At 67.0% G+C, this 26,168-nt stretch carries 27 protein-coding genes; 22 read left to right on the top strand and 5 right to left on the bottom strand.

What is annotated here, in order from left to right; genetic code table 11:
- Nucleotides 1-22: 22 nt before the first annotated feature.
- Nucleotides 23-3,145, bottom strand: a complete 3,123-nt coding sequence (locus BN118_RS13670; protein ID WP_014905943.1) for an Rne/Rng family ribonuclease — start codon at nucleotides 3,143-3,145, stop codon at nucleotides 23-25.
- Nucleotides 3,146-3,652: 507 nt separating this feature from the next.
- Between BN118_RS13670 and BN118_RS13665 the strand changes: the two genes are divergently transcribed.
- The 4 genes from BN118_RS13665 (at nucleotide 3,653) to msrQ (ending at nucleotide 7,078) form a co-directional block, all read left to right on the top strand.
- Nucleotides 3,653-4,618: an RluA family pseudouridine synthase gene (locus tag BN118_RS13665; RefSeq protein WP_023853155.1), complete on the top strand. Its 966-nt coding sequence runs from the start codon at nucleotides 3,653-3,655 to the stop codon at nucleotides 4,616-4,618.
- A gap of 2 nt (nucleotides 4,619-4,620) precedes the next feature.
- Nucleotides 4,621-5,292, top strand: coding sequence for an HAD family hydrolase (locus BN118_RS13660; RefSeq protein WP_010929830.1), 672 nt, complete (start codon nucleotides 4,621-4,623; stop codon nucleotides 5,290-5,292).
- A 156-nt stretch (nucleotides 5,293-5,448) separates the two neighbouring features.
- Complete coding sequence (gene msrP, locus BN118_RS13655) at nucleotides 5,449-6,408, top strand: protein-methionine-sulfoxide reductase catalytic subunit MsrP (protein WP_010929831.1); 960 nt, start codon at nucleotides 5,449-5,451, stop codon at nucleotides 6,406-6,408.
- Nucleotides 6,409-6,415: 7 nt separating this feature from the next.
- Nucleotides 6,416-7,078: a protein-methionine-sulfoxide reductase heme-binding subunit MsrQ gene (gene msrQ, locus BN118_RS13650; RefSeq protein WP_003821340.1), complete on the top strand. Its 663-nt coding sequence runs from the start codon at nucleotides 6,416-6,418 to the stop codon at nucleotides 7,076-7,078.
- Here msrQ and BN118_RS13645 read toward each other — a convergent pair.
- The 4 genes from BN118_RS13645 to BN118_RS13630 form a co-directional block, all read right to left on the bottom strand.
- Nucleotides 7,075-8,025, bottom strand: coding sequence for an IS481-like element IS481 family transposase (locus BN118_RS13645; protein ID WP_005013747.1), 951 nt, complete (start codon nucleotides 8,023-8,025; stop codon nucleotides 7,075-7,077). The genes msrQ and BN118_RS13645 overlap by 4 nt on opposite strands.
- Before the next feature lie 98 nt (nucleotides 8,026-8,123).
- Complete coding sequence (locus BN118_RS13640) at nucleotides 8,124-8,951, bottom strand: N-acetylmuramoyl-L-alanine amidase (RefSeq protein WP_010930938.1); 828 nt, start codon at nucleotides 8,949-8,951, stop codon at nucleotides 8,124-8,126.
- A gap of 1 nt (nucleotide 8,952) precedes the next feature.
- Entirely contained in the window at nucleotides 8,953-9,663 is a 711-nt protein-coding gene (locus BN118_RS13635; protein WP_010930937.1) for an SAM-dependent methyltransferase, read from the bottom strand.
- Nucleotides 9,660-10,259: a Maf family nucleotide pyrophosphatase gene (locus BN118_RS13630; RefSeq protein ID WP_003821345.1), complete on the bottom strand. Its 600-nt coding sequence runs from the start codon at nucleotides 10,257-10,259 to the stop codon at nucleotides 9,660-9,662. Before BN118_RS13630 ends, BN118_RS13635 begins: the two co-directional genes overlap by 4 nt.
- A gap of 108 nt (nucleotides 10,260-10,367) precedes the next feature.
- Here BN118_RS13630 and BN118_RS13625 point away from each other — a divergent pair, with 108 nt between their 5' ends.
- The 18 genes from BN118_RS13625 (at nucleotide 10,368) to recO (ending at nucleotide 26,167) form a co-directional block, all read left to right on the top strand.
- Nucleotides 10,368-10,961 (top strand): YceD family protein, encoded by a 594-nt coding sequence (locus BN118_RS13625; protein ID WP_010930936.1) that lies wholly within the window; start codon nucleotides 10,368-10,370, stop codon nucleotides 10,959-10,961.
- 51 nt (nucleotides 10,962-11,012) lie between these two features.
- On the top strand, nucleotides 11,013-11,195 hold the full coding sequence (rpmF, locus tag BN118_RS13620; RefSeq protein ID WP_003813827.1) for a 50S ribosomal protein L32: 183 nt from the start codon (nucleotides 11,013-11,015) through the stop codon (nucleotides 11,193-11,195).
- Between the two features lie 56 nt (nucleotides 11,196-11,251).
- Entirely contained in the window at nucleotides 11,252-12,310 is a 1,059-nt protein-coding gene (gene plsX / locus BN118_RS13615; RefSeq protein WP_003821347.1) for a phosphate acyltransferase PlsX, read from the top strand.
- A complete protein-coding gene (locus BN118_RS13610; RefSeq protein ID WP_010930935.1) occupies nucleotides 12,310-13,296 on the top strand; it encodes a beta-ketoacyl-ACP synthase III in 987 nt (328 codons plus the stop codon). Before plsX ends, BN118_RS13610 begins: the two co-directional genes overlap by 1 nt.
- Before the next feature lie 81 nt (nucleotides 13,297-13,377).
- On the top strand, nucleotides 13,378-14,313 hold the full coding sequence (gene fabD, locus BN118_RS13605) for an ACP S-malonyltransferase (RefSeq protein WP_010930934.1): 936 nt from the start codon (nucleotides 13,378-13,380) through the stop codon (nucleotides 14,311-14,313).
- Nucleotide 14,314: 1 nt separating this feature from the next.
- Nucleotides 14,315-15,067, top strand: a complete 753-nt coding sequence (fabG, locus tag BN118_RS13600) for a 3-oxoacyl-ACP reductase FabG (RefSeq protein WP_003813819.1) — start codon at nucleotides 14,315-14,317, stop codon at nucleotides 15,065-15,067.
- A 182-nt stretch (nucleotides 15,068-15,249) separates the two neighbouring features.
- The gene (gene acpP, locus BN118_RS13595; RefSeq protein WP_003813816.1) at nucleotides 15,250-15,489 is read left to right on the top strand and encodes an acyl carrier protein; all 240 of its coding nucleotides are present in this window, start codon (nucleotides 15,250-15,252) and stop codon (nucleotides 15,487-15,489) included.
- Nucleotides 15,490-15,678: 189 nt separating this feature from the next.
- Nucleotides 15,679-16,908: a beta-ketoacyl-ACP synthase II gene (fabF, locus tag BN118_RS13590; RefSeq protein WP_003813802.1), complete on the top strand. Its 1,230-nt coding sequence runs from the start codon at nucleotides 15,679-15,681 to the stop codon at nucleotides 16,906-16,908.
- Nucleotide 16,909: 1 nt separating this feature from the next.
- Nucleotides 16,910-17,410 carry a membrane protein gene (locus BN118_RS13585; RefSeq protein ID WP_010930933.1) on the top strand — a complete coding sequence of 167 codons (501 nt, stop codon included), beginning with the start codon at nucleotides 16,910-16,912 and terminating at the stop codon, nucleotides 17,408-17,410.
- Nucleotides 17,407-18,006, top strand: a complete 600-nt coding sequence (gene rpoE / locus BN118_RS13580) for an RNA polymerase sigma factor RpoE (RefSeq protein WP_003813797.1) — start codon at nucleotides 17,407-17,409, stop codon at nucleotides 18,004-18,006. The genes BN118_RS13585 and rpoE overlap by 4 nt, the downstream gene beginning before the upstream one ends.
- A gap of 12 nt (nucleotides 18,007-18,018) precedes the next feature.
- The gene (locus tag BN118_RS13575) at nucleotides 18,019-18,519 is read left to right on the top strand and encodes a sigma-E factor negative regulatory protein (RefSeq protein WP_041166199.1); all 501 of its coding nucleotides are present in this window, start codon (nucleotides 18,019-18,021) and stop codon (nucleotides 18,517-18,519) included.
- On the top strand, nucleotides 18,519-19,577 hold the full coding sequence (locus tag BN118_RS13570; protein WP_010930931.1) for a MucB/RseB C-terminal domain-containing protein: 1,059 nt from the start codon (nucleotides 18,519-18,521) through the stop codon (nucleotides 19,575-19,577). Before BN118_RS13575 ends, BN118_RS13570 begins: the two co-directional genes overlap by 1 nt.
- Nucleotides 19,578-19,614: 37 nt before the next feature.
- Nucleotides 19,615-21,102: a DegQ family serine endoprotease gene (locus tag BN118_RS13565; protein ID WP_014905941.1), complete on the top strand. Its 1,488-nt coding sequence runs from the start codon at nucleotides 19,615-19,617 to the stop codon at nucleotides 21,100-21,102.
- 130 nt (nucleotides 21,103-21,232) lie between these two features.
- Nucleotides 21,233-23,026, top strand: a complete 1,794-nt coding sequence (gene lepA / locus BN118_RS13560; protein WP_010930930.1) for a translation elongation factor 4 — start codon at nucleotides 21,233-21,235, stop codon at nucleotides 23,024-23,026.
- A gap of 22 nt (nucleotides 23,027-23,048) precedes the next feature.
- A complete protein-coding gene (gene lepB / locus BN118_RS13555) occupies nucleotides 23,049-23,933 on the top strand; it encodes a signal peptidase I (protein WP_003821360.1) in 885 nt (294 codons plus the stop codon).
- A gap of 5 nt (nucleotides 23,934-23,938) precedes the next feature.
- The gene (gene rnc / locus BN118_RS13550) at nucleotides 23,939-24,700 is read left to right on the top strand and encodes a ribonuclease III (RefSeq protein WP_023853248.1); all 762 of its coding nucleotides are present in this window, start codon (nucleotides 23,939-23,941) and stop codon (nucleotides 24,698-24,700) included.
- Nucleotides 24,697-25,587 (top strand): GTPase Era, encoded by an 891-nt coding sequence (era, locus tag BN118_RS13545; RefSeq protein ID WP_014905940.1) that lies wholly within the window; start codon nucleotides 24,697-24,699, stop codon nucleotides 25,585-25,587. Before rnc ends, era begins: the two co-directional genes overlap by 4 nt.
- Nucleotides 25,580-26,167: a DNA repair protein RecO gene (gene recO / locus BN118_RS13540; protein ID WP_003813782.1), complete on the top strand. Its 588-nt coding sequence runs from the start codon at nucleotides 25,580-25,582 to the stop codon at nucleotides 26,165-26,167. Before era ends, recO begins: the two co-directional genes overlap by 8 nt.
- The last annotated feature ends 1 nt before the right edge of the window (nucleotide 26,168 follow it).

Raw genomic sequence — 26,168 nt, 5'->3', positions numbered from 1 at the left:
CTGCCGCAACCCGCTTTGTGCGTCAGTGACGCGTTTCGACTTGCACCAACGGTTCGTTGGAAACCGAAGCCACCGGCTTGCGCTCGCGGCCCAGGCGCGCCGGCGTGGCGGCCGCGGCGATGCGCATCTGGGTTTGCGCGTGACGTTCCGGATCGGTTTCGACCCAGGTCAGGCCGGCGGCGTCGAGGACGTCGTGCAGCGCGCCGGTTGCCGGTGCGGCCGCTTGCGCCGGCACCACGATGGCTGCGGCGGGACGGACGGCGGCGGGCTCGGGCGTCTTCTCTGGCTGGGCGACGGGCGCTTCGGCTTCGACCGGGGCCGCGGCCTGCTCGGCAGGCTTGACCGGGGCTTCGACCGGGGTGGTTTCCACCGGAGCGGTTTCCACCGGGGCCGTTTCCACCGGAGCCGTTTCCACCGGGGCGGCCGCTGCCGGCTCAGCCGGCTGGGCTTGCGCCTGCGGCGTTTCGACCGGCGTCAGTTCCGCTTGCACGGGCTGGACCGCTTGCGGGGCGGTGTCGGCGGCTGCAACCACGGGTTCGGCCTGGGGCGCCTCGGTAGCTTGCGGCGCGGCAGGCTCGGCGGCGGCGGTCTCGATCGTGGCGGCGGGCTCGTCGGCGGCCACGCTGACTGCCACGGGGGCGGCCACGGTCTCGGGCTCGGCCGGCTGGGCAGGCGTCTCGATGTCCGCTACGCCCGCTGGCGCGTCGGCCTGCTCGTCGTCGGCGCCTTCGACGCCTTCGGCATTGACCGTGCTGCCGTCTTCCTGGCTGCGGCGGCCACGGCGGCTGCGACGACGGCGACGCTTGCGCTCGGGATCGGTACCCGTTTCGGCGCCGGCGTCGGCATTGGCGTCGATACCGTCGATGCCGTCGGCATCCTCGGTCACGGGAGCCTGCTCATTGCTGCTGGCGGCTTCGGCCACCGTCAGGGCCGCGGCAGCGGCGGCCGCCGGCGCGGGCGCCGCCTGGCGCTTTTCGGGCAGGGCGGTCGCCACGGTTTCGGCCAGTGCCGCCACCATGTTTTCCTGCTCGGTCATGGGCGTGTCGGTCTGGCCTTCCTCGCGACGGCCGCGTCCGCGGCCGCGACGACCACGGCCACGGCCGCCTTCTTCGCCGGTCTCGGCGGTCGAGGGGCGTTCCTGGCGCGGCTGGCCGGCTGCCTGCTGTTGCTGGGTCTGCTCGCGTTCGGTCCGGGCTTCCTTCTGGCCACGCTCGCCGCGTTCACCGCGCTCTTCCTGGCGTCGTCCGCCGCGCACGTGATGACGCGCGTCGCCGCTCTCGGCGTGTTCGCCGCGGGGCTCATTGCGGCGATGGCGGTTGCGGTCCGAGCCGTGGCGTTCGCCGCGGCGGTTCTGGCCGTCGTGGGCGCGCCGCGCACGGTTCGCGCCGCGCTTTTCGTCTTCGGACTTGGTTTCGGTCTTGGCCGGCTCGGCGCTGCCGCCCAGCCAGGAGGTCAGGCGCTTGAACCAGCCGCCCAGTCCGCCCTGGGCGGCCGCCGCGGCGGCAGGCGCCTTGGCGGGGGCGGGCGTGGACACCGGGGCGGGCTGCGCGGGCGTGATGCCCTTGACCAGCGCTTCGGGGCGCGCCTTGATCTCGTGCTCGCGCGGCTGCCAGGTGAGGTCGGTGGCCGGGGCCTCGGCCAACTCGAAGCTGGTCTTGGTTTCTTCCAGGCGCGGATCGTCGTGGCGCAGGCGTTCGATATGGTGATGCGGCGTCTCCAGGTGCTTGTTGGGAATCAGCACCAGGTTGACCTTCAGGCGGGCTTCCATCTTGGTGATGTCGGCGCGCTTTTCGTTCAGCAGGAAGGTGGCCACGTCGACCGGCACCTGGGCGTGCACCGCCGCGGTGTTTTCCTTCATGGCTTCTTCCTGCAGCAGGCGCAGCACGTGCAGGGCGCTGGACTCGGCGTCGCGGATCACGCCGGTGCCGTTGCAGCGCGGGCAGGTGATGTGCGAGCCTTCGTTGAGCGCCGGACGCAGCCGCTGGCGCGACAGCTCCATCAGGCCGAAGCGCGAGATCTTGCCCATCTGGACGCGGGCGCGGTCGAAATGCAGGGCATCGCGCAGGCGCTGTTCGACGGCGCGCTGGTTCTTGCTGTCCTCCATGTCGATGAAGTCGATCACGATCAGGCCGCCAAGGTCGCGCAGGCGCAACTGGCGGGCCACTTCCTCGGCGGCTTCCAGGTTCGTGCGCAGCGCGGTTTCCTCGATGTCCGCACCGCGCGTGGAGCGGGCCGAGTTCACGTCCACGGCAACCAGGGCTTCAGTGTGGTCGATGACCACTGCGCCGCCCGAGGGCAGCTGCACGGTGCGCGAGTACGCGGTTTCGATCTGGTGTTCGATCTGGAAGCGCGAGAACAGCGGGATGTCGTCGCGGTAGCGTTTGACGCGCTGGACGTTGTCCGGTATGACCACGCTCATGAAGGCGGTGGCCTGGTCGGCGATTTCGTCGGTGTCGATCAGGATTTCGCCGATCTCGGGCGAAAAATAGTCGCGGATCGCGCGGATGACGAGGCTGGACTCGAGGTAGATCAGGATCGGGGCGGCATTGTCGCGCGCCGCGCCGTCGATGGCGGTCCAGAGTTGCAGCAGATAGGACAGGTCCCACTGGAGTTCGTCGACGTTGCGTCCGATGCCGGCGGTGCGCGCGATGATGCTCATGCCCTGGGGGACATCGAGCTGCTCCATGGTGTCGCGCAGTTCCTGGCGGTCCTCGCCTTCGACGCGGCGCGATACGCCGCCGCCGCGCGGGTTGTTCGGCATCAGGACGAGGTAGCGGCCGGCCAGCGAGATGAACGTGGTCAGGGCGGCGCCCTTGTTGCCGCGCTCTTCCTTCTCGACCTGGACGATCAGCTCCTGGCCTTCGCGCAGGGCGTCCTGGATGCGTGCGGTGCGCACGTCCACGCCTTCCTTGAAGAAACTGCGCGCGACTTCCTTGAACGGCAGGAAGCCGTGGCGGTCTTCGCCGTAGTTGACGAAGCACGCTTCCAGGCCGGGTTCGATGCGGGTGATGACGCCTTTGTAGATGTTGCCTTTGCGTTGTTCGCGACCGGCAGTCTCGATGTCGAGATCGATCAGTTTCTGACCGTCGACGATTGCAACGCGCAGTTCTTCCTGGTGCGTCGCATTAAACAGCATGCGCTTCATGAGTGGTGTTCTCCGTTGTCATGACGCGCCGATATCGGCGCGTGACCTCGGGTCACTCGGGCTGCGGACTGTAGCGGGCAAGAGAATGCGGACCGTACCTGGGCGGCCGCCCAGGCGTATCCGCCGCGGGTCAGGCGGGCACGTCGTGCCGTAGGGCACGGGGTTCGGGCAGCAGGAGGGTCAGCTTCACTGAGTGGTTGACGGATGAGTGCTGTGAACGTCAGTTGCGGCGGGATTGGGTACCCGTACGCACCTGGTGCTTTATATAAATCTGCGACGATTCTTGCGTTGCTTCAGAGACGCTTGCGGCTTGCAAGGGGGCTGCCAGGAAGGCGGGCATCGTGCCACACCACCGTCCGACAGGCCGCGCTTGCGCCGGCGACCAAGAGACCCCGGAGCTGAACGAGCAGGCAGTACAATGCGGCCTGCGCGTCCGACGGAGACGCTAACGAATATTGCATCTCAACGCCAGGCGGCTGTTCAGCCCCTTAAGGCTGTCCCGATTATATGTCGCTTTCCGCAATGCGCAAAGAAACTTCCCCTGGCACCACGCCACCCGCTGTCCGCATGCTGGCAATCGGCCCCGAGCACGATGGCCAGCGTATCGATAATTTCCTGCTCAGGCTGTGCAAGGGCGTCCCCAAGAGCCATATCTACAAGGCCATCCGCGGCGGTGAAGTGCGGGTAAACAAGGGACGCATCTCGGCCGAATACCGCCTCGTCGAGGGGGATGTCGTACGGGTACCGCCGCTGCGCCTGCCCGACCCGGGCGCGACCAGGCCGGTTCCCGGCGCGGAATTTCCCGTCGTGTACGAAGACGATGCGCTGCTGGTCATCGACAAGCCGGCGGGCGTGGCGGTGCATGGCGGCAGCGGCGTGTCCTTCGGCGTCATCGAGCAGTTGCGGGCCGCCCGTCCGCAGGCCCGCTTCCTGGAGCTGGTGCACCGCCTGGACCGCGAGACCTCCGGCCTGCTGATGCTCGCCAAGAAACGCAGCGCGCTGCTGGCGCTGCACGCCATGCTGCGCGAAGGCAAGGGCGACAAGCACTATCTGGCGCTGGTGGAGGGCGACTGGGTCAACGACCGCCAGCACATCCGCCTGGCGCTGACCAAATGGACCACCCAGTCCGGCGAGCGCCGCGTACGGGTCGACCAGGCGGGGCAGGCCGCCCACACCATTGTCACGCTCAGGAAGCGTTTTGGCGGTTACAGTCTGGTCGATGCCGAGCTGCGCACCGGCCGCACCCACCAGATCCGCGTGCACCTGGCGTCCAGCGGCTTTCCCATCGTCGGCGATGATAAATGCGGGACGGATGAAATCCGGGCCGCGTTCGCGCGGCGCGGGTTCGGACGCATGTTCCTGCACGCACACCAGCTGACGCTGCCTCACCCCCTCACGGGAGAAACCTTGCGCTTGACGGCGGACCTGCCGCCCGCCTGCCTCAAGCTGTTGAAACAACTGGAGACGGCCTGACCATGGGTTATTCGTTGGTGGTATTCGATTGGGATGGAACCTTGATGGATTCCACTCACAGCATCGTGGCGGCCATACAGGGGGCTTGCCGCGATCTGGACCTGCCTGTGCCGTCGGCGTCGTCGGCCAGCTGGGTGATCGGCCTGTCGCTGGAAAGCGCGCTGCGCCGGGCCGTGCCCGAATTGACGCAGGCCATGGTGCCGCGTTTTCTCGAGCGCTACCGGACCCACTACCTGCTGCGCGACTCGGAGCTGCGCCTGTTCGAAGGCGTGCGCGAACTGCTGGCCGACCTGGCCAGCCAGGACGTCCGCCTGGCGGTCGCCACCGGCAAGAGCCGCGTGGGGCTGAACCGGGCCTTGGCCGCCACCGGGCTCGGGCCGCTGTTCGACGCCACCCGCACGGCCGATGAAACCTTCAGCAAACCCCACCCGGCGATGTTGCAGGAACTCATGCACGAGCTCGGGCACGAGGCCGACGCCGTGGTCATGGTGGGGGATACCTCGCACGACCTGCAGATGGCGGCCAACGCCGGCGTGCACGGCCTGGGTGTCGCCTATGGCGCCCATACCTTGGCGGAGCTGGAGGCCTGTGCCCCGCAGGCGGTGGTCGACAGCGTGGCCGTGTTGCGCGAATGGCTGCTGGCGCGCTCGCCGGGCCGCATCGAGAGCGTGTAGGCGATCCGGCTGCGGGAACGGCCGGCGCGGTGCGCTGTCTTACCTGGATCGGCGCCATGCGCGCGCTGCCGTCGCCCGGCGACGGAATAGCGCGGCGCACGCCACCGTCTATTTGGGTAAGAGCGGGCGGCATGCCCGCCTACACCGGAGATCTCCATGCTGATACGCAAGCCCTCTGATATCCCGTCGTCGCAGATCACGCCCGAGACGGTCTGGCAGGGACGGCGCGACTGGATTGCGCGCGCCGGCCTGGCCGCCGCGGCGCTGGGCCTGCCCGGCTGGGCGCAGCGCGCGGCCTTCGCACAGGATGCCGCCTTGCCGGGCGCGCCCAATTCCCGCTATGCGGTGGTGGACAAGCCCACGTCCTTCAAGGACGTCACCACCTACAACAATTACTACGAATTCGGCCTCGACAAGGGCGATCCGGCCGCCCACGCGGGCCGGTTGCGCACCTGGCCGTGGGAAATCGCGATCGAAGGCGAGGTCGGCAAGCCCGGCGTCTACGCCATCGACGATCTGCTCAAGCTGGCGCCCATGGAAGAGCGCATCTACCGGCTGCGCTGCGTCGAGGGCTGGTCCATGGTGATTCCGTGGGTGGGCTATTCGCTGTCGACGCTGCTGCAGCGGGTCGAACCCACCGGCAACGCCAAGTATGTCGAGTTCGTCACCGCGGTGCAGCGCGACACCATGCCGGGCGTGCGTTCCAGCGTGCTCGACTGGCCGTACGTCGAGGCGCTGCGCCTGGACGAAGCCCTGCACCCGCTCACGATGCTGGTGTTCGGCGTCTACGGCAAGGTCTTGCCCAACCAGAACGGGGCGCCCGTGCGCCTGGCCGTGCCCTGGAAATACGGTTTCAAGTCGGCCAAGTCGCTGGTGGCCATCCGGCTGGTGGAGAAACAGCCGGTCAGCTCCTGGATGAACGCCGCGCCGCAAGAGTACGGCTTCTACGCCAACGTCAATCCGGATGTGCCGCATCCGCGCTGGAGCCAGGCAACCGAGCGGCGCATCGGCGAAGACGGCCTGTTCAGTCCCAAGCGCAAAACCCTGATGTTCAACGGCTACGCCGAGCAGGTCGCCAGCCTCTACCAGGGCCTGGACCTGCGGGCCAATTACTGAGGTCCCCATGGCCGATGACGCGATCAAGGCGAGCGCCGCCGCGCGGGCCGTGCCGGCCGCCCCCCTGACAGCCCGCGCGATCGGGCGCATCAAGCCGCTGCTGTTCGTGGCCGGCCTGCTGCCTTTCGCGCGCTGGTTCTGGCTGGGGGCCAACGACGGCCTGAGCGCCAACCCCGTCGAATTCCTGACCCGGTCCTCCGGCACCTGGACGCTGGTGTGCCTGCTGGTCACCCTGGCGATCACGCCGCTGCGGCGGTTGACCGGCCAGCCCGCGCTGGTGCGGCTGCGTCGCATGTGCGGGTTGTTTGCGTTTTTCTACGGCAGCCTGCATTTCCTGGCCTGGGTATGGTGGGATCGCGGCCTGGATCCGGTGTCCATGCTGCAGGATGTGGGCGAGCGGCCATTCATCACCGTGGGTTTTGCCGCGTTCGTGCTGATGGCGGCGCTGGCGGCCACCTCGACCCAGTGGGCCATGCGCAAGCTGGGCAAGCGCTGGCAGACCCTGCACCGGGCGGTCTATGCCATCGGCCTGCTGGCCATCCTGCACTTCTGGTGGCACAAGGCCGGCAAGAACGATCTGCAGCAGCCGCTGCTCTATGGCTCGGTGCTGGCCCTGCTGCTGGGATGGCGGGTGGCGGCCTGGTGGCGGCGCCGCGGCGCCGCCCGCTAGGTGTGAACTGTCAATAGGTTGTATTCGTCCAGGTTGAGTCTGGAGATGGGTACAGCGCGCCCGATGCCTTGGTGGGGTCGATGCCAGTTGTAGTGGTGTAGCCAGGATTTCATGGCATCGGCTCGGTGTTGGGAGTTCTGGTAGGTGTGAGCGTAAGCCCACTCACGCAAGGCCGACTGGATGAAGCGTTCGGCCTTGCCATTGGTCTGTGGGCGGTAAGGTCGGGTAAAGCGGTGCTTGATGCCCAGCTCATGGCACAGCGCGGCGAAGGCGCGGCTGCGAAAGGCCGAGCCATTGTCGGTGAGCAAGCGCTGGATGGTCACGCCCAGGCGCTGGTAGTAGGCCACTGCGTCCTTGAGGAACTGGACGGCGCTGGGGAAGCGCTCGTCGGGGTGGATGTCGGTGAAGGCCACGCGGGCGTGGTCATCGATGGCCACGAAGACGAAGTCCCAGCCGGCCCCCTCAACGGTATCGCGTCGGTTGCCCGTGACCCGGTGGCCAGGGCGCTGGATACGTCCCAGCTTCTTGATGTCGATGTGCAGCAGATCGCCGGGGGCCTGATGCTCGTAGCGCACCACCGGCTCGGCCGGCTCCAGGTCGGCCAGGTGCGACAGACCGGCGCGGGCCAGGACGCGGCTGACGGTGCTGGCTGACACGCCCAGCGCCTGGGCGATGCGCGCTTGGGTCAGCCGCTTGCGGCGCAGCTCCACGATAGCCAGCGCCTTGGCCGGCGCAATCGCTCGGGGCGAGACCGTCGGGCGCGAGGACGCATCGGCCAAGCCCGCCTGGCCCTGAGCCAGGAAGCGGCCCAGCCATTTGCGCACAGTCGGCGCGGTGACCCCATAGGCGCGGGCCGCTTCAGGCACACAAACTTGATGGGCGATCAATTGCTGGACCATTTCGAGTCGACGTAGGAAGGTCAATCGGGCATGCTTATGGGTGTTCATCCGGCCGGGCTCCTTGAGTGAACTGGGGGGGTGGCGATTTCCAGTTTCTCAAATCCGGTTCGGATGAACCATGCATACAACCTATTGAATCTTCACAGCTAGCGCAGCGCCAGCATGATGGCGGCGGTCTCGGCGTCGGGCTGGCCGTCGTGGCGCGCTGGCCGATAGTGCATCTGGAACGCGGCCAGCACGTTGCGGGTGGCCGTATCGAGCACGCCGGATTGCGGCGTGGCGTATCCCAGGCGGGCCAATTGGCCCTGGAACCAGGCAATGTCCGGCACGCCCTCGGTCTGCAGGCGGGCCAGGTGGGCGGCCGCGCCGGCTTCGTCGTACCAGCGGCCCAGGCCCGCCTGCGCCAGCCGCTGCCATGGAAACAGGGGGCCGGGGTCGACCTTGCGCTGCGGGGCAATGTCGCTGTGGCCAACGATGTTCTCCGGCGCGATGCCGTGCCGCGCCACGATGTCGCGCAGCAGCACGATCAGGGTTTCGATCTGCGCGTCGGAGTAGGGCGCCCAGTGCCGGCTGTCGGTATCGCCGTGGCCGCCGCGCGTCCAGTTTCCCTCGCCATTGGTCCAGCCGGGGTTGACCAGCTCGATTCCGATCGACGTGCTGTTCATGGTCGATTGGTCGTACCAGGCGCTGATGCTGGCATGCCAGGCGGCCCGGGTCTCGTCCACCAGGCGGTAGACGCGCGGGCGCGGCGTGTCGGTAATCAGGTAGTGCGCGCTGACCTTGCGCTCGGAGAGGATCTTCAGCGAATTCTCGTTGCCCGTGCTGGTGTAGTGCAGCACGACGGCGCGCACGCGGCTGCTCTGGCTGACAGCCGTGATCGAGGTATCCAGGTCCAGCCCGGCCGGGCCGCGCGCGGCGCAACCGGCCAGGGCGAGCAGGCAGGCGATCGGCGCGGCGCGGGTGATCCAGGGCATGTCAGCGGGCCAGGAACAGGAACAGCGTGGGCTTCTTGTCCAGCTCGGGCGCCGGCTGCCTCTTCCAGTCGGCGATGGTGCGCGTTTGCACCAGTTCGTCCCCGGTAGTGAGCGCGCGCGCGATGCACAGGCGGGTGTCGGGACGCAGCGCCGCCAGCAGGGTGGCGAACATGGCGCCGTTGCGGTAGGGGGTTTCGATCAGGATCTGGGTCTGGTCGTGGCGGGCGGAGTGCTGCTCCCAGGCGCGCAGTTGCCGGGCGCGCTCGGCCGGGTCGACCGGCGCGTAGCCGTGGAAGGCGAAGCGCTGGCCGTCCAGGCCGCTGGCCATCAGCCCCAGCAGGATGGACGAGGGGCCGACCCAGGGGCGCACGGCCAGGCCCAGGCGATGGGCCGCCGCCACCACCTTCGCGCCGGGGTCGGCCACGGCGGGGCAGCCGGCCTTCGACACCAGGACGATTTCGGCCCCGCCGCGCAGCGGCGCCAGCCATTGTTCTATCTGGCCGGCCGGCACGGCGTCGGTCAGGGTGTGGATGGTGATTTCCTGCAGCGGCCGCACGGTGCCCAGCAGCTTCAGGAAGGCGCGCGCCGTCTTGGCGTTCTCGGCGATATAGGTGTCGAGCCGGCCCGCCAGCGCGCGCACGTCGGCCGGCAGCCAGCGCTCCGGCGGCGCATCGCCCAGGCCGACCGGGATCAGGTGCAGGGCGCCGCTCATGCCGGATGGCCCGTCAGCGGATCCAGGCCGAAGCGGCCCAGCATGCGCGTCAGCGCGATCAGCGGCAGGCCGATGATGGCGGTGGGGTCGTCGCTCCGGATGCTGTCCATCAGCGCGATGCCCAGGCTTTCGGCCTTGGCGCTGCCTGCGGTATCGTAGGGCTCCTCGGCGCGCAGGTAGGCGTCGATGGCCGCATCGGTCAACGTGCGGAAACGGCACAGCGTGACAATATCCGCTGTTTCCGTGTGCACGCCGTCGGTGACGGCCATGGCGCTGTGGAATTCCACGGCGCGCCCGGACAGCCGGCGCAATTGTTCGCGGGCGCGCTCGAACCCGCCCGGCTTGCCGATGGGTTCGCCGTCGACGGTGGCCACCTGGTCCGAGCCGATCACCACGCTGCCCGGGTGGGTGGCGGCCACGGCCATCGCCTTGGCGACCGACAGGCGCAGCGCCAGGTCGGCGGGCGCTTCGCCAGGCTGTGGCGTTTCGTCCACATCGGGCGAAATGGCGGTAAACGGCAGGCGCAGGCGGGACAGCAGCTCGCGGCGATAGCGCGAGCTCGATGCGAGGATCAGCTTTGGAGGAATGGCGGGCATGCGTTATTTGACGATGTTCAGTAAGCCACGGTATTATCCAATATTTTGCGGCATTTTTGCAGGAAGTTCGATATGAGCACTACGCAGGGCGCGCCTGACGGTGAGGCTATGGGTAGCGGGACGGACGCGCAAAATGCACAAAGCCACATTGATGCGTTCATGTTTGCGCGGCAGGCCAAGCGGCTGGAGGGCTCGATTCCTCTGATGCGGCTTGCGCGCTTCATGGAGGGGCTGCCCGAGCAGTCTGGCGGCGAGGCGGGCCTGGCGCGCTGGGCGGTCGAGGGCGGGACGGGGCAGGGCAGCAGCCGCACCGGCCACCCTATATCCGGGCAGCCGCTTCTGCGGTTGCGGGTGCGGGCGGCGCCGATGCTGGTGTGCCAGCGTTGCAACCAGCCGTTCGTCTACCCAGTCGACAACACGGTGGTGCTGCAACTGGTCAAGTCCGAGGAAGACCTCGACGAAGACCTGAGCGAGACGCAAGATGAAGATTTCGCGGACGACCTGCCTGAAAAGGTGGTGGGTTCGCACAATTTCGACCTGTTGGCCCAGGTTGAGGACGAGCTGATTCTGAGCGTCCCCTATGTGCCCCGGCATGATGTCTGTCCGGGTGCGCAGGCCGAGTCCGGCGAGGCTTCCCAAGAGCCCGCTGTCAAGCGTCCGTCGCCTTTTGCGGTGCTTGAGCAACTGAAGCACAAGGATTGAGATCAACTCGGGTCGGATCGCGTACAATGCGGCCCGTTTCTAGGAGTCATCATGGCTGTTCAACAAAACAAGAAGTCCCCGTCCAAGCGCGGCATGCACCGCTCGCACGATTTTCTGGTCAACCCGGCAACGGCCATCGAGCCCAACACCGGCGAAACCCACCTGCGCCACCATATCAGCCCCAACGGCTTCTACCGTGGCCGCAAGGTCCTGAAGACCAAGGCTGACGAATAAGGCCGCGGCCGAACTCGCGAACCGGACCTCCTGGGCAGAACGCTGACCTGGCACCCGTGATACGCATCGCTATAGACTGCATGGGCGGTGACTTCGGCCTGCCCGTCACGATTCCGGCCGCGATCGAGTTCGCCCGGCAATTTCCGGATACCCGGCTGTTGCTGGTCGGGCTTCCCGACGCGATCGAGGCGGCCCTGGCCGAGCGGCGCGACGCGCCGCGCGATCGCCTGGACATCGTGCCCGCGACCGAAGTCGTCTCCATGGACGACCCGGTCGAGGTCGCGTTGCGCCGCAAGAAAGACTCGTCCATGCGCCTGGCGGCGCAGGCGGTCAAGGACGGCCGCGCCGACGCCTGCATCTCGGCGGGCAATACCGGCGCCTGGATGGCGATTTCCCGCTACGTGCTCAAGACGCTGGATGGCATCGACCGTCCTGCTATTGCCACGTCCATCCCCAACCAGACCGGGCGCGCCACGACCGTGCTCGACCTGGGCGCCAATGTCGATTGCTCGGCCGAGCACCTGCTGCAGTTCGCCATCATGGGCGCGGCCCTGTCCCAGGCGGTCGATCATCGCGACCGGCCCACGGTGGGGCTGCTCAACATCGGCGAAGAGATCATCAAGGGCAACGAGGTGGTCAAGGAGGCCGCCGAGCTGCTGCGCGCCAGTCCGCTCAACTTCTACGGCAACGTCGAAGGCAACGACATCTTCAAGGGCACGGTCGACGTGGTCGTCTGTGACGGCTTTGTCGGCAATGTCGTGCTGAAGTCCGTCGAAGGGCTGGCCAAGATGTTGTCCAGCGTCATCCGCGAAGAGTTCAAGCGCAATTTCATTACCCTGCTGGCTGGCGCCTTCGCCAAGCCGGTGCTAAATCGCCTGCGCAACCGGGTAGACAACCGCCGCTACAATGGCGCGGCCCTGCTTGGCCTGCGCGGCGTGGTCATCAAGAGCCACGGTTCAGCCGATGCGTACGCGTTCGGTTTCGCGCTGCAGCGCGCACGCGAAGCCGTGGCGAGTAAACTGCTCGAGCGCACGGCGCAGACTGTTGCGCAGATAACCAAGCGCGTGCAATCGGGCGAGGCCGTCGCGCCCGGCGCGGCTGGGGACACCGCTTGATGGAAAAAGCTATGAAATACGCCAAGATCGCCGGTTCGGGCGGCTACCTTCCCGAACGCGTCGTCACCAACGACGATCTGGCCGCCGAGCTGGCGACGCGGCAAATTTCCACGTCCGACGAGTGGATCGTCGAGCGCACCGGCATCCGGCAGCGCCACCTGGCCGAGCGTGGCGTGACCACCAGCCAGCTGGCCACCGAGGCGGCGCGCCGCGCCATGGACGACGCCGGGGTGCAGGCCGACGAGATCGACATGATCATCGTCGCCACGTCGACGCCGGACTACGTCTTCCCCAGCACGGCCTGCCTGGTGCAGGCCAACCTGGGCGCCAAGGGCGGCGCGGCCTTCGACGTGCAGGCCGTCTGCAGCGGCTTCGTCTACGCCATGACCACCGCCGACAACTTCATTCGCGCCGGCCGCGCGCGCTGCGCGCTGGTGATCGGCGCCGAAGTCTTCTCGCGCATTCTCGACTGGAACGACCGCGGCACCTGCGTGCTGTTCGGCGATGGCGCCGGCGCCGTCGTGCTCAAGGCGGCCGACGAGCCGGGCATCCTGGCTGCGCACCTGCATGCCGATGGCAGCCAGACCAAGATTCTCTGCGCCGCGGGCAACGTCGCGTACGGGGACGTCACCGGCGATCCCTTCCTGCGCATGGACGGCCAGGCGGTGTTCAAGCAGGCGGTCACGGTGCTCGACCGTTCGGCGCGCGACGTCTGCGCCGAGGCTGGCGTCGAGGTCGATGACATCGATTGGCTGATCCCGCACCAGGCCAACGTGCGCATCCTGAATTTCCTGGCGCGCAAGTTGCGCGTGCCGACCGAACGGGTCGTCATCACCATGGACCAGCATGCCAACACCTCGGCGGCCAGCGTGCCGCTGGCGCTCGATGTCGCGCGCCGCGACGGGCGCGTCAAGCCGGGCCAGCTGGTACTCATGCAAGGCGTGGGCGGCGGCTTCACCTGGGGCTCCGTGCTGGCCCGCATGTAGGCGGAAGGGCGCGCTGCGCGCGCCTGTGCGCGACCGCGCACGCCGCCATTCCTCCATACCGAATTCTGTCTAGGGACAATCATGAAGCTGGCGTTTGTCTTTCCCGGTCAAGGCTCCCAATCTGTCGGCATGCTCGATGCATGGGCCGGCAATGCCGCCGTGGCCGACGTCGTGGCGCGTGCCAGCGCCGCGCTGGGCCAGGACCTGGGCGCCCTGATGGCGCAAGGCCCGGCCCAGCAACTCAATCTCACCACCAACACCCAGCCGGCCATGCTGACCGCCGGCGCGGCCTGCTTTGCCGCCTGGCGCGCGGCGGGCGGGCCCATGCCCGAGGTGATGGCCGGCCATAGCCTGGGCGAATACGCCGCGCTGACGGCCGCCGGCGCGCTGGCGCTGGAAGATGCCGTGCGCCTGGTGCGCGTGCGCGCCGACGCCATGCAGGCCGCGGTGCCGGTGGGCGCCGGCGCCATGGCGGCGGTGCTCGGCCTGGACGACGACGCCGTGCGTGCCGCCTGCCAGCAGGCTGCCCAGGGCGAAGTGGTCGAGGCCGTCAATTTCAATGCGCCGGCGCAAGTCGTCATCGCGGGCCACAAGGCCGCGGTCGAGCGCGCCTGCGAAGCCGCCAAGGCGGCCGGCGCCAAGCGCGCGCTGTTGCTGCCGGTGTCGGCGCCGTTTCACTCCAGCCTGCTCAAGCCCGCCGCCGAGGTGCTGCAGGGCGCGCTGGCCGGCGTGGAGGTGTCTGCGCCGCAAGTGCCGGTGCTCAACAATGTCGACGTCGCCACGCCTGCCGAACCGGCGGCCATCCGCGACGCGCTGGTGCGCCAGGCATGGCATCCGGTACGCTGGGTCGAGACGCTGCGCGCGATGAAGGAACTTGGCGTCACCCACGTGATCGAATGCGGTCCGGGCAAGGTGCTGACCGGCCTGACCAAACGCATCGATGCCGACCTGACGGGCATCGCCATCACCGACCCGGCCTCGCTGGAAGCGGCGCTGGCGGCTGTAAACGGGAACTGACATGGAAAAAACCTCCACGGAACTGCAGGGCAAGATCGCGCTGGTGACCGGCGCGACGCGCGGCATCGGCCGCGCCATCGCCCAGGAACTGGCGGCGCGCGGCGCCACGGTGGTCGGTACGGCCACGTCCGAGGCGGGCGCCCAGGCCATCACCGAGGCGCTGGCCGCCCAGGGCGGGCGGGGCGTGGTGCTGGACGTGACCGATGCCCAGGCCTGCGAGGCGCTGATCGAGCAGCTTGGCAAGGATGGCGGCGGCCCGCACATCCTGGTCAACAACGCCGGCATCACGCGCGACACGCTGGCCATGCGCATGAAGGACGACGATTGGTCGGCCGTCATCGATACCAACCTGGCGGCGGTCTTCCGCCTGTCGCGCGCCGTGCTGCGCGGCATGATGAAGGCGCGTTGGGGCCGGATCATCAATATCACGTCGGTGGTGGGCGCAAGCGGCAACGCTGGCCAGGCCAACTACGCCGCCGCCAAGGCCGGCGTGGCGGGCATGGCGCGGGCCCTGGCGCGCGAGCTCGGCAGCCGCAACATCACCGTCAACTGCGTGGCGCCCGGCTTTATCGATACCGATATGACGCGTATCCTGGGCGAAGACCAGACGGCGGCGCTGCTGCAGCAGATTCCGCTGGGCCGCCTGGGCGCGCCCGCCGACATCGCCCATGCGGTCGCCTTTCTGGCCGGGCCGCAGGCGGGTTACATTACCGGTACCACGCTGCACGTCAACGGCGGCATGTATATGCAATAGTGAGAAGCGCGCGGCGCGGCCCATCCAAGCCCAGCCGCGCGTTTCTGTGGAAACGCCGCGCACCTGGATAGCGGCCCGGAAGGGGCCGGAACGGATGCGGTGTTATTTTTGTCACGGCCTGGCGTTTGCATTCCTCTACGCTTGGCTATAATTCGCGGGATTTTTCCCAATTGGAGATCTGCATGGAAAGCATCGAACAGCGCGTCAAGAAGATCGTCGCTGAACAACTTGGCGTGAACGAAGCCGAGATCAAGAACGAGTCCTCCTTCCTTGACGACCTCGGTGCCGATTCGCTCGACATGGTCGAACTGGTCATGGCGCTCGAAGACGAATTCGAGACCGAGATCCCCGACGAAGAGGCCGAAAAGATCACTACCGTGCAGCAAGCGATTGACTACATCAATTCGCACGGTAAGCAGTAAGCTAAAGCCTGTATCCTCCCGCGCGCCCGGATCGAACACTTCGGGGCGGCGCCGGGAATCGGGGCGGTTTCAGGAATGCCGTGCGGTCCGCGTGCGGGGAGGAAGTAACGGCCTTCCCGTGGTCTTGCGGTCCGCGCGCGCAGTGCTTCCCGAAAACCGCCTTTATTTTGTCTGTTTGAGGAGTCTTCCGTGAAGCGACGAGTCGTCATCACCGGCCTGGGTATCGTTAGCCCCGTGGGCAACGACATTGCCAGCGCCTGGGACAATATCGTCAACGGACGTTCCGGCATCAGCCGCATCTCCCGTTTCGACCCTACCCCGCTGACGACGCACATCGCCGGCGAGGTCAAGGATTTCGACGTCACCCAGTACATGCCCGCCAAAGAAGCCCGCCAGATGGATACCTTCATCCATTATGGCCTGGCCGCCGGCATGCAGGCGTGGCGCGATTGCGGCCTTGAGGTCACCGAAACCAATGCCGAGCGCATTGGCGTGATCGTGGGGTCGGGCATCGGTGGCCTGCCGCGCATCGAAGAAACCCAGACCGAGATGTTGGCCAAGGGACCGCGCCGCATTTCGCCGTTCTTCGTGCCTGCGTCGTTGATCAATCTCATTTCCGGCCAGCTCTCCATCGCCTATGGCATGAAGGGCCCGAGCTACGCGGTCGTGTCCGCGTGCACCACCGGCCTGCATTGCATCGGCGATGCCGCGCGCCTGATCGAATACGGCGATGCCGACGTCATGCTTGCCGGCGGGGCCGAATCGACCGTCTCGCCGCTGGGCATCGGCGGCTTTGCCGCGATGCGCGCGCTGTCGACGCGCAACGACGATCCGACCACCGCCTCGCGTCCCTGGGACCGCGACCGCGATGGTTTCGTGCTGGGCGAAGGCGCCGGCGTGCTGGTGCTCGAAGAGTACGAGCATGCCAAGAAGCGCGGCGCGCGCATCTACGGCGAACTGGCCGGCTACGGCATGAGTTCCGACGCGCACCATATCACCGCCCCCGACAAGGACGGCCCGCGCCGCGGCATTCTCAATGCGCTGCGCAACGGCGGCATCAATGCCGACGAGGTTTCCTACGTCAATGCGCACGGCACGTCCACGCCGCTGGGCGACAAGAACGAAACCGACGCGTTGAAACTGGCCTTCGGCGACCATGCCTCCAAGCTGGTGGTGAATTCGACCAAATCCATGACCGGGCACCTGCTGGGCGCCGCTGGCGGGATCGAAGCCGTATTCACGACCCTGGCCGTCCATAACCAGATTTCGCCGCCGACCATCAACATCTTCAACCAGGATCCGGAGTGCGACCTGGATTACTGCGCCAACGAGGCGCGGCCCATGAAGATCGAGATCGGCCTGTCGAATTCGTTCGGGTTTGGCGGCACCAACGGTTCGATGGCCGTTCGTCGGGTTTGAGTTGAACCCGGACGGCGGTATTTTCGATAACCGTTGGCATCTGCGCTTGCCGGTGAGGGTGCCGGCCCTGGCGGTGGCGCTGGGCTTGCTGGCCATGCTGGCGGCTGCCGGCAGCGCGGCGGTGGCGCTCGTTCAGCTGCAATGGCTGGCGCCGCTGTCCGCGGGCATGCTGGCTGTCGCCGCGGGCGGGCTGGGCGGCCTGCTGTGGCTGCGCGGCAGCCGCGGCGGCGCGCCGGCCCTGTGCGCGGCGCCCGTGCCGGGCGGCTGGCGCGTGCTGGGCGGGCGTGGCTGGATGCAAGCCCGCCTGCTGGCGGTCCGCCAGGGGCCGCTGTGGCTGCGCCTGGAGCTTGGGCTTGACGCCGAGGCGGGGTCTCGGGTTACAAATAGCAAAATCATCTGCACCGTCTGGCGGCCGGCATTGCCGCCCGGGCACTGGCGCCGCCTGCGCCTGATGGCGACAGCGGCGCATGTGCAGGCGGCGACGAGTTGGGGGGCGTCATGAGCGAACGCGATGTCGACGCCGAACTTGTCGCGCGCGTACAACGTGGCGACAAGAAAGCCTTCGATCTGCTGGTCCTGAAGTATCAGCGCAAGATCCTCCGCCTGCTGGCGCGCATGATCCGCGATCCGGCCGAAATCGAGGATGTCGCGCAGGAAGCCTTTATCAAGGCGTACCGGGCCCTGCCGCAGTTTCGCGGGGACAGCGCCTTCTATACCTGGTTGTATCGTATCGCCATCAATACGGCCCGCAATTGGCTGGCCTCGTCCGGACGCCGTCCGAGCGCGCCCAACGCAATTGAAACCGAAGATGGTGAAACTTTTAACGAAACCGACAACCTAACCGACATAAGCACGCCGGAATCCATGGCCGCAACCCGCGAGATTGCCGAGACGGTAAACGCGGCCATCGAGGAGTTGCCCGAGGAATTGCGCACCGCCATCGTCCTGCGTGAGATTGAAGGTATGAGTTACGAAGACATCGCCCAGAGCATGGATTGCCCGATTGGCACGGTTCGTTCGCGCATATTCAGAGCGCGCGAGGCCATTGCCAGTCGGTTGCGCCCTTTGCTGGACACCGATGCCGAGCGTCGCTGGTAAGGAGTGGCAGTCATGCAAACCGCAGCCAAGTCCCTGACCGCCGAATCCTCCTGGGAGGAGTCGGTTTCCGCCTGGATGGACGGCGAAGGGTCCGAGGACTTTTTCCCCGAGATGTCGCACCCGCATGGGCGCCAGACTTGGGATACATATCATCTGATTGGCGATGCCCTGCGCAACGTCGATCTCGCAGTCAGTCCCAGCGCCCAGTTCCAGGCCCGCCTGGCCCGCGCGCTGGAGGCCGAGCTGCCCATCGTGGCGGCGCCGCGGCGCCGCTCGCCCTTGCGCCTGGGCCTGTCCGGGCTGGCCGTGGCAGCCGCCGTGGCCACCGTGGCCTGGGTGGCGCACCCCTATCTCACGGGCGCGCCGACGGGTGAAACCCGCGTGCTGGCCGATGCGACGCCGGCGTCCGCGGGCGATGACGCCGGCCTGCGCGATTACCTCGAAGCGCATCGCCAGGTGGCGGGCCCCAGCGCCGTGCGCCAGGTATCCTTCGACGCCGGAGCAGGACGTTGATGACACCGTTGCTTTACATGCGCCGGCCCGCATTGGGGCGCATGACGTGGCGACAGCGACAGACGGCCGGCCTGGCGGCCATGGCGGTGCTGATGGGCCTGATGGCCATTTACGCGCGGCCGGTCCGGGCTGCCGCGCCGGCGGTGCCCGAAGACCCCGTATTGCTGCTCTCCAGCATCCAGCAGGCCGCCCGCAAGCAGGACTACGCCGGCGTGTTCATGTACCAGCAGGGCGAGTCGATCCAGTCCTCGCGCCTGGTGCACGTGCTCGACGGCACCGGTGAGCGCGAGCGCCTCGAGATCCTCGACGGCCAGCCGCGCGAATACCTGCGCCACAACGAAGACGTGCAGTGCCTCATCCCCGAGCGCAAGACGGTGTTGCTGGAGCGGCGCCGCGGCGACCGCTTCCCCGGCCTGCTGCTGGGCGATCCGGCCGGCCTGGCCGAGAACTACCACATCCGGGCCGAATCGCAGTTGCACCGCGTCGCGGATCGCCAATGCCGGCTGATCACCGTCGAGCCGCGCGATGCGCTGCGTTACGGTTATCGCCTGTGCGCCGACGTGGCCACCAACCTGCTGCTGAAGGCGCAGACGCTGGACGCCGCGCGCCGGGTGGTCGAGCAGGTGTCGTTCACCTCGATCCGCCTGGGCGGCGACGTGGACCCGGCCATGCTGACTTCGCGCTGGAGCACGCGCGACTGGCGCGTGCTCGAACCCGTCATGAAGCCGGTCGACCTGGCCGCGCAAGGCTGGCGCATCACGGCGCCCAAGGGGTTCTCGGCAGTCCTGCAGGTGGCGCGCTCCATGGGGCCGGCCACTGTCAACCAATTGGTGCTGTCCGATGGCCTGGCCGCCATTTCCGTATTCATCGAACCGTACGATTCGCGCCGGCACGCGCATCCCCCCGAGGGGCTGGCCCGGCGCGGCGCGATCAATATCTACGGTACGCGCATCGCCGATTTCTGGCTGACGGCGCTGGGCGAAGTCCCGGCCGGCACGCTGGAACAACTGGCCGAAACCACCGAATATGTGCCGGTGGATGCGGCTAAACAACAATAAGCCCGCAAAGGGTACTGGGGTCTTTTCGGAGCTCTCTATGAAAGCAATTACAGTGTCGAACCTTTTTTTCCGGCGCTTCGGCGCGGCCGCGCTGGTCGCGTTCATGGCAGTAACCGCCGCGGGCACGCAAGTCCAGGCGCAGACGCAGGTCGCCCCCCCCGCGGTGGCGTTACCCGATTTCACCGGGATCGTCGAGAAAGTCGAGCCCGCCGTTGTCAACATCCGTACCACGGCCACCGTGCCGGTGCGCGGCGGCCCGGGCGGCGGCAACGATCCGTACGAATTGTTCCGCTGGTTCTTCGGCCCCGATTTCCAGCCGCCCGGCCCGGCGCCCGGCCAGCGCCGCAAGCAGCCGCAGCCCCAGCCTGAAGAGCGCACCATTCCACGCGGCGTGGGGTCGGGCTTCTTCATCTCGGCCGATGGCTACATCCTGACCAACAACCACGTGATCAGCGATGCCACCGACATCTACGTCACCCTGACCGACGGGCGCGAGTTCAAGGCCAAGGTGATCGGTTCGGACGACCGCACCGACGTGGCCCTGATCAAGATCGACGCCAAGGACATGACGCCGCTGACCATCGGCGACCCCAAGACGCTGAAGAAGGGGCAATGGGTGCTGGCCATCGGTTCGCCGTTCGGCCTGGACTCCACCGTCACCGCGGGCATCGTCAGCGCCATCGGCCGCGATACCGGCGAATACCTGCCCTTCATCCAGACCGACGTGGCCGTCAACCCGGGCAACTCCGGCGGGCCGCTGCTGAACCTGCAGGGCGAGGCCGTGGGCATCAACTCGCAGATCATTTCGCGCAGCGGCGGCTTCATGGGCATTTCGCTGGCCATTCCCATCGATGAGGCCATGCGCGTGGTCGACCAGTTGCGTGCCACCGGCAAGGTGACGCGCGGCCGTATCGGCGTGCAGATTGGCGAGGTCGACAAGGACGTGGCCGATGCCATCGGCCTGCCGCGCGCCGAAGGCGCGCTGGTCAGCAGCGTCGAGGCCGAAGGCCCGGCCGAGTCGGCCGGCGTGCAGCCCGGCGACGTGATCCTGAAGTTCAACGGCGAGCCCATCAAGCGCTGGTCCGATCTGCCGCGCATCGTGGGCGAGACCAAGCCGGGCACAAGCGCCAAGATGGACGTCTGGCGCAAGGGCCGCAACGTGACCCTGTCGGTCAAGGTGGCCGAGCTGAAGTCCGACCGCAGCGCCGCGACCGCGGACGAGGGCAAGCAGGCCGAGCCGACGGCCGAGAACCACCTGGGCCTGGGCGTCGTCGACGTGCCGTCCGATATGCAGCGCAAGCTGCGCATCAAGGGCGGGGCGCAGGTGCGCGTGGCCGAGGGCGCGGCCGCGCAGGCAGGCCTGCAGGAAGGCGACATCGTGCTGGCGGTCAACGACACCGACGTCACGGACGCGGCCCAGTTCAACAAGCTGGTGTCGCGCCTGGACAAGAAAAAGGCCGCCGGCCTGCTGGTACGCCGCGGCGACCAGACCCAATGGGTCGCGGTGCAGCCCGCCAGCAAATAGCGCTCAATAACCGGCTAAAATGGCTGGTTGCCGCAACGAGGGGGCGCATGGCGCCCCCTCGTTTTTGGCTCGCCCGCGTAAGGCGCGGTCCGACCGATACGCCGGTTTGCTCTGTCCCTAATTAATCACTATGCAGCATATCCGCAACTTTTCCATCATTGCCCACATTGATCACGGTAAATCGACGCTCGCCGATCGCCTGATCCACCGTTGCGGGGGGCTGGCCGAGCGCGAAATGTCCGCGCAAGTGCTTGATTCCATGGATATCGAGCGCGAACGGGGTATCACGATCAAGGCGCAGACCGCGTCCCTGCAGTACAAGTCGCAGGACGGCACGGTCTACAACCTCAACCTGATCGATACCCCCGGACACGTCGATTTCTCGTACGAAGTCAGTCGTTCGCTGTCGGCCTGCGAAGGCGCCTTGCTGGTGGTCGACGCTTCGCAGGGCGTCGAGGCCCAGACCGTGGCCAACTGCTACACGGCCATCGAACTGGGCATGGAAGTGCTGCCGGTGCTCAACAAGATGGACCTGCCGCAGGCCGACCCGGAAGCCGCGCGCCAGGAGGTCGAAGACGTGATCGGCATCGACGCGTCCGAGGCGGTGCTGGCCAGCGCCAAGACCGGCATGGGCATCGACGAGATCCTCGAATCCATCGTGGCGCGGGTGCCGCCGCCCAAGGGCGATCCGTCCGCGCCGCTGCAGGCGCTGATCATCGATTCGTGGTTCGACAACTACGTGGGCGTGGTCATGCTGGTGCGCATCGTCAACGGCGTGCTCAAGCCCAAGGACAAGATCCTGCTGATGGCGTCCCACGCCACGCATCTGTGCGAGCAGATCGGCGTGTTCACGCCCAAATCGCAGCCGCGGCCGGAGTTGTCGGCCGGCGAAGTGGGCTTTGTCATCGCCGGCATCAAGGAACTGGAACACGCCAAGGTGGGCGACACCATCACCCTGGCGGGCAAGCCGGCGGCCGAGCCGCTGCCGGGCTTCAAGGAAGTCAAGCCGCAGGTGTTCGCCGGCCTGTATCCGGTGGAAAGCTCCGAATACGACCAGCTGCGCGATTCGCTGGAAAAGCTGAAGCTCAACGACGCCGCGCTGATGTTCGAGCCCGAAGTGTCGCAGGCGCTGGGCTTCGGCTTTCGCTGCGGCTTCCTGGGGCTGCTGCACATGGAAATCGTGCAGGAGCGCCTGGAGCGCGAGTTCGACATGGACATCATCACCACCGCGCCATCGGTGGTCTATGAGGTCGAACAGCGCGACGGCACGGTCGTGACCATCGAAAGCCCGTCGCGCATGCCGGAAATCGCCAAGATCGCCGATATCCGCGAACCCATCGTCAAGGTGACGCTGTTCATGCCCCAGGAATACGTGGGGCCGGTGATGACACTGTGCAACAACAAGCGCGGCGTCCAGCTCAACATGAGCTACCACGGGCGCCAGGTGCACCTGACCTACGAGATTCCGCTGGCCGAGATCGTGCTCGATTTCTTCGACAAACTGAAATCGGTGTCGCGCGGCTATGCGTCGATGGACTACGAGTTCGTGGAATACCGCTCGGCCGACGTGGTCAAGGTGGATCTGCTGATCAACGGCGACCGCGTCGATGCGCTGGCCATGATCGCGCACCGCAACAATGCGCGCTACCGGGCGCGCGAGGTGGTTTCGCGCATGCGCGGCTTGATCCCGCGCCAGATGTTCGACGTGGCCATCCAGGCGGCAATCGGCGCGGAGGTCATCGCGCGCGAGAACGTCAAGGCGCTGCGCAAGAACGTGCTGGCCAAGTGCTATGGCGGCGATATCTCGCGCAAGAAGAAGTTGCTGGAAAAGCAGAAGGCCGGCAAGAAGCGCATGAAGCAGGTCGGCAGCGTGGAAATCCCGCAAGAGGCGTTCCTCGCCATCCTGCAAGTCGAAGACAAATAGAACCAGATAGGCGACCTACCCGATGAGTTGGAACTTTGCCCTGATACTTTTTGTACTGCTGGTGATTACCGGCGTTATCTGGGGATTGGATCTGGCGCTGTTTCGCAAGCGACGCGAACGGCGGGCCCAGGCGGCGGCCGCGCAAGTGGACGCCGCCGGCATCACGGATGCCGAGCAGGCCGGCCGCGAGCGGCGCGAGGCCATCGACGCGGCGCGCCGCGCGCCCTGGTGGATCGAGTATGCGGTCAGCTTCTTCCCGGTGATCCTGTTCGTGTTCGTGCTGCGCTCGTTCGTGGTCGAGCCGTTTCGCATTCCGTCGGGGTCCATGCTGCCCACGCTGCAATCGGGCGACCTGATCCTGGTGAACAAGTTCAGCTACGGCATCCGCCTGCCCATCATCGATCGCAAGATCATCGAGACGGGCTCGCTGGAGCGTGGCGACGTGGTGGTGTTCCGCTACCCGGTCGATACGGATGTCGACTACATCAAGCGCATCGTGGGTCTGCCGGGCGACCAGGTGGCCTACCTGGACAAGAAGCTGTACATCAACGGAAAATTGGTGCCGCATGAACGCGACGGGGATTATTTCGAGCCCGATCGCGTGTCCTATATTGCGCAATACAAGGAAAAACTGGGCGAAGTGGAGCATAAGATCCTGCTTGATGAGCAGAAAATGCAGGATTTCGGCCCCATCTGGAAATTTCCCAGTATCCAGAACTGCCAGTACGCCCGCAACGGCGTGCGCTGTACCGTCCCCCCCGGCCATTATTTCGCCATGGGAGACAACCGTGACAATAGTGCGGACAGCCGCTACTGGGGATTCGTGCCAGACGGTAATATCGTGGGGAAGGCATTTTTTGTCTGGATGAACTTCAGCGATTTGAGCCGCATTGGCCGCTTCCATTGACCGCTATGTCCCTTGCCACGCTGGAAACCCGCCTCGATCACCGCTTCGGTGACAAGGCACTGCTCGAGCAGGCGCTCACGCACCGCAGCCACGGTGCGCGCCATAACGAGCGGCTGGAGTTTCTCGGCGACTCGGTGCTGAACTTCGTCGTCGCGGCGATGCTGTTCGAGCGCTACGGCAAGCTGGACGAAGGCGACCTGTCGCGCCTGCGCGCCAACCTGGTCAAGCAGGCCTCGCTGGCCGACATCGCCCAGCGGCTGGACCTGTCGCAATACCTGCGCCTGGGCGAGGGCGAACTCAAGAGCGGGGGCTTTCGCCGCCCCTCCATCCTGGCCGATACGGTCGAGGCGCTGTTCGGCGCGGTGTTCCTGGATGCCGGCTTCGAGGCCGCGCGCCGGGTCATCGTGCGCCAGTACCAGCCCGTCATGGCGCATGTCGACCCCAAGACGCTGGGCAAGGATGCCAAGACGCTGCTGCAGGAGTTCCTGCAGGGCCGCAAGCTGGCGCTGCCCCAATACACCGTGGTGGCCACGCATGGCGCCGCGCACAGCCAGCAATTCGAGGTCGAATGCGCCATCCCGGCGCTGGAGATCAAGATCGTGGCGCCGGGCGCCAGCCGCCGCGCCGCCGAACAATCCGCCGCCAAGGTCGCCCTGGAGGCGGCCCAGGCCGTGCTGCCAGCGGCGCGTGCCGCGCGCAAGTCGGGCAAGGCCCGCAAGACCGCGCAATTGTCGCTGCCCGTGGCAGTGGCCCAAGAGGTTAAATGAGCAATCCGCAATTTCGCGCCGGCTTTGTCGCCATCGTCGGCCGCCCCAATGTGGGCAAGTCCACCCTGACCAACGCGCTGATCGGCACCAAGATATCGATCGTGTCGCGCAAGGCCCAGACGACCCGCCATCGCATCCATGGCGTGCTCACGCGCGAGCACGAGCAGTTCGTGTTCGTCGATACGCCGGGTTTCCAGACCCGCCACGGCGGCGCCATGAATCGCATGATGAACCGCGTCGTGACGCAGGCGCTGGCCGACGTCGACGTCGTGGTGCACGTGGTCGAGGCCGGCAAGTGGTCCGAGGGCGACGCCAAGCTGCTGCCCCTGCTGCCCAAGTCGCGCCGCAGCATCCTGGTGGTCAGCAAGATCGACGCCCTGAAGAACCGCGACGAGCTCTTCCCGTTCGTCAGCAAGCTGATGGCGCTGCATGCCTATGACGCGGTCGTGCCGGTGAGCGCGACCAAGGGCCAGCAGCTGGACCAGTTGCTCGACGAGATCGCCGCCGGCTTGCCGCAAGGCGATCCCATGTTCGAGGAAGACACCCTGACCGACCGGCCGGTGCGCTTCATCGCGGCCGAGCTGGTGCGCGAGAAGATCTTCCGTCTGGTCGGCGACGAACTGCCCTATGGCTGTACCGTGGTCATCGAGCAATGGGAAGAAACCGAGAGGGGAGTGCGCATCGCCGTCTGCGTGGTGGTCGAACGCGAAAGCCACCGGCCCATCCTGCTGGGCGCGGGCGGCATGCACATGAAGCGCATCGCCACGGAGGCGCGCCAGGATATCGCCAAGCTGCTGGACATGCCCGTGCACCTGGAAATCTACATCAAGGTGCGCAAGGGCTGGTCCGACCGCGAAGGCGCGCTGCGCGACCTGGGCTATGAGTAGACGCGCGCAGCGCGTTCATGACATTCCCGGCTATATGCTCCACGCCACGGCGTGGCGCGAAACCTCGCTGATCGTTCAGGCGTTCTCGCGCGAGTACGGCTGCATTGCGCTGGTGGCCAAGGGCGCCAAGCGTCCCTATTCGGTGTTGCGCCCGGTGCTGTCGGCATTCCAGCCGCTGCTCCTGTCCTGGAGCGGCGCCGGCGAGGTCAAGACCATGACGCGCGCCGAGATCGCCGGGGTGCGGCCGCTGGGCGGCCCGGCGCTCATGTCGGCCTGGTACATGAACGAACTGCTGCTGCGCCTGTTGCCGCGCGAGGACGCGCATCCGGTGCTGTACGACGCCTACGACACCGCGCTGACGCAATTGTCGGCGGGCTCGCGCGCGGCCGGGGCGTTGCGGCGCTTCGAGTGGATCCTGCTGCGCGAGACCGGCTATGGCCTGGACGAGGCCGAGCCCGATTTCAACGATCCCGCCATCGAGCCGGCGCTGCGCCGGGACCTGCGCGAACGCCTGGAGGCCAACCTGGCCGGCCGGCCGCTGTCCACGCGCAAGGTGCTGCTCGAGCTGCAGCGCCTGTAGC

This window comes from Bordetella pertussis 18323 (assembly GCF_000306945.1).
Lineage (GTDB): Bacteria > Pseudomonadota > Gammaproteobacteria > Burkholderiales > Burkholderiaceae_B > Bordetella > Bordetella pertussis.
Note: the sequence above shows the minus strand (reverse complement) of the source record. Positions and strands in the feature narration are given on the sequence as shown.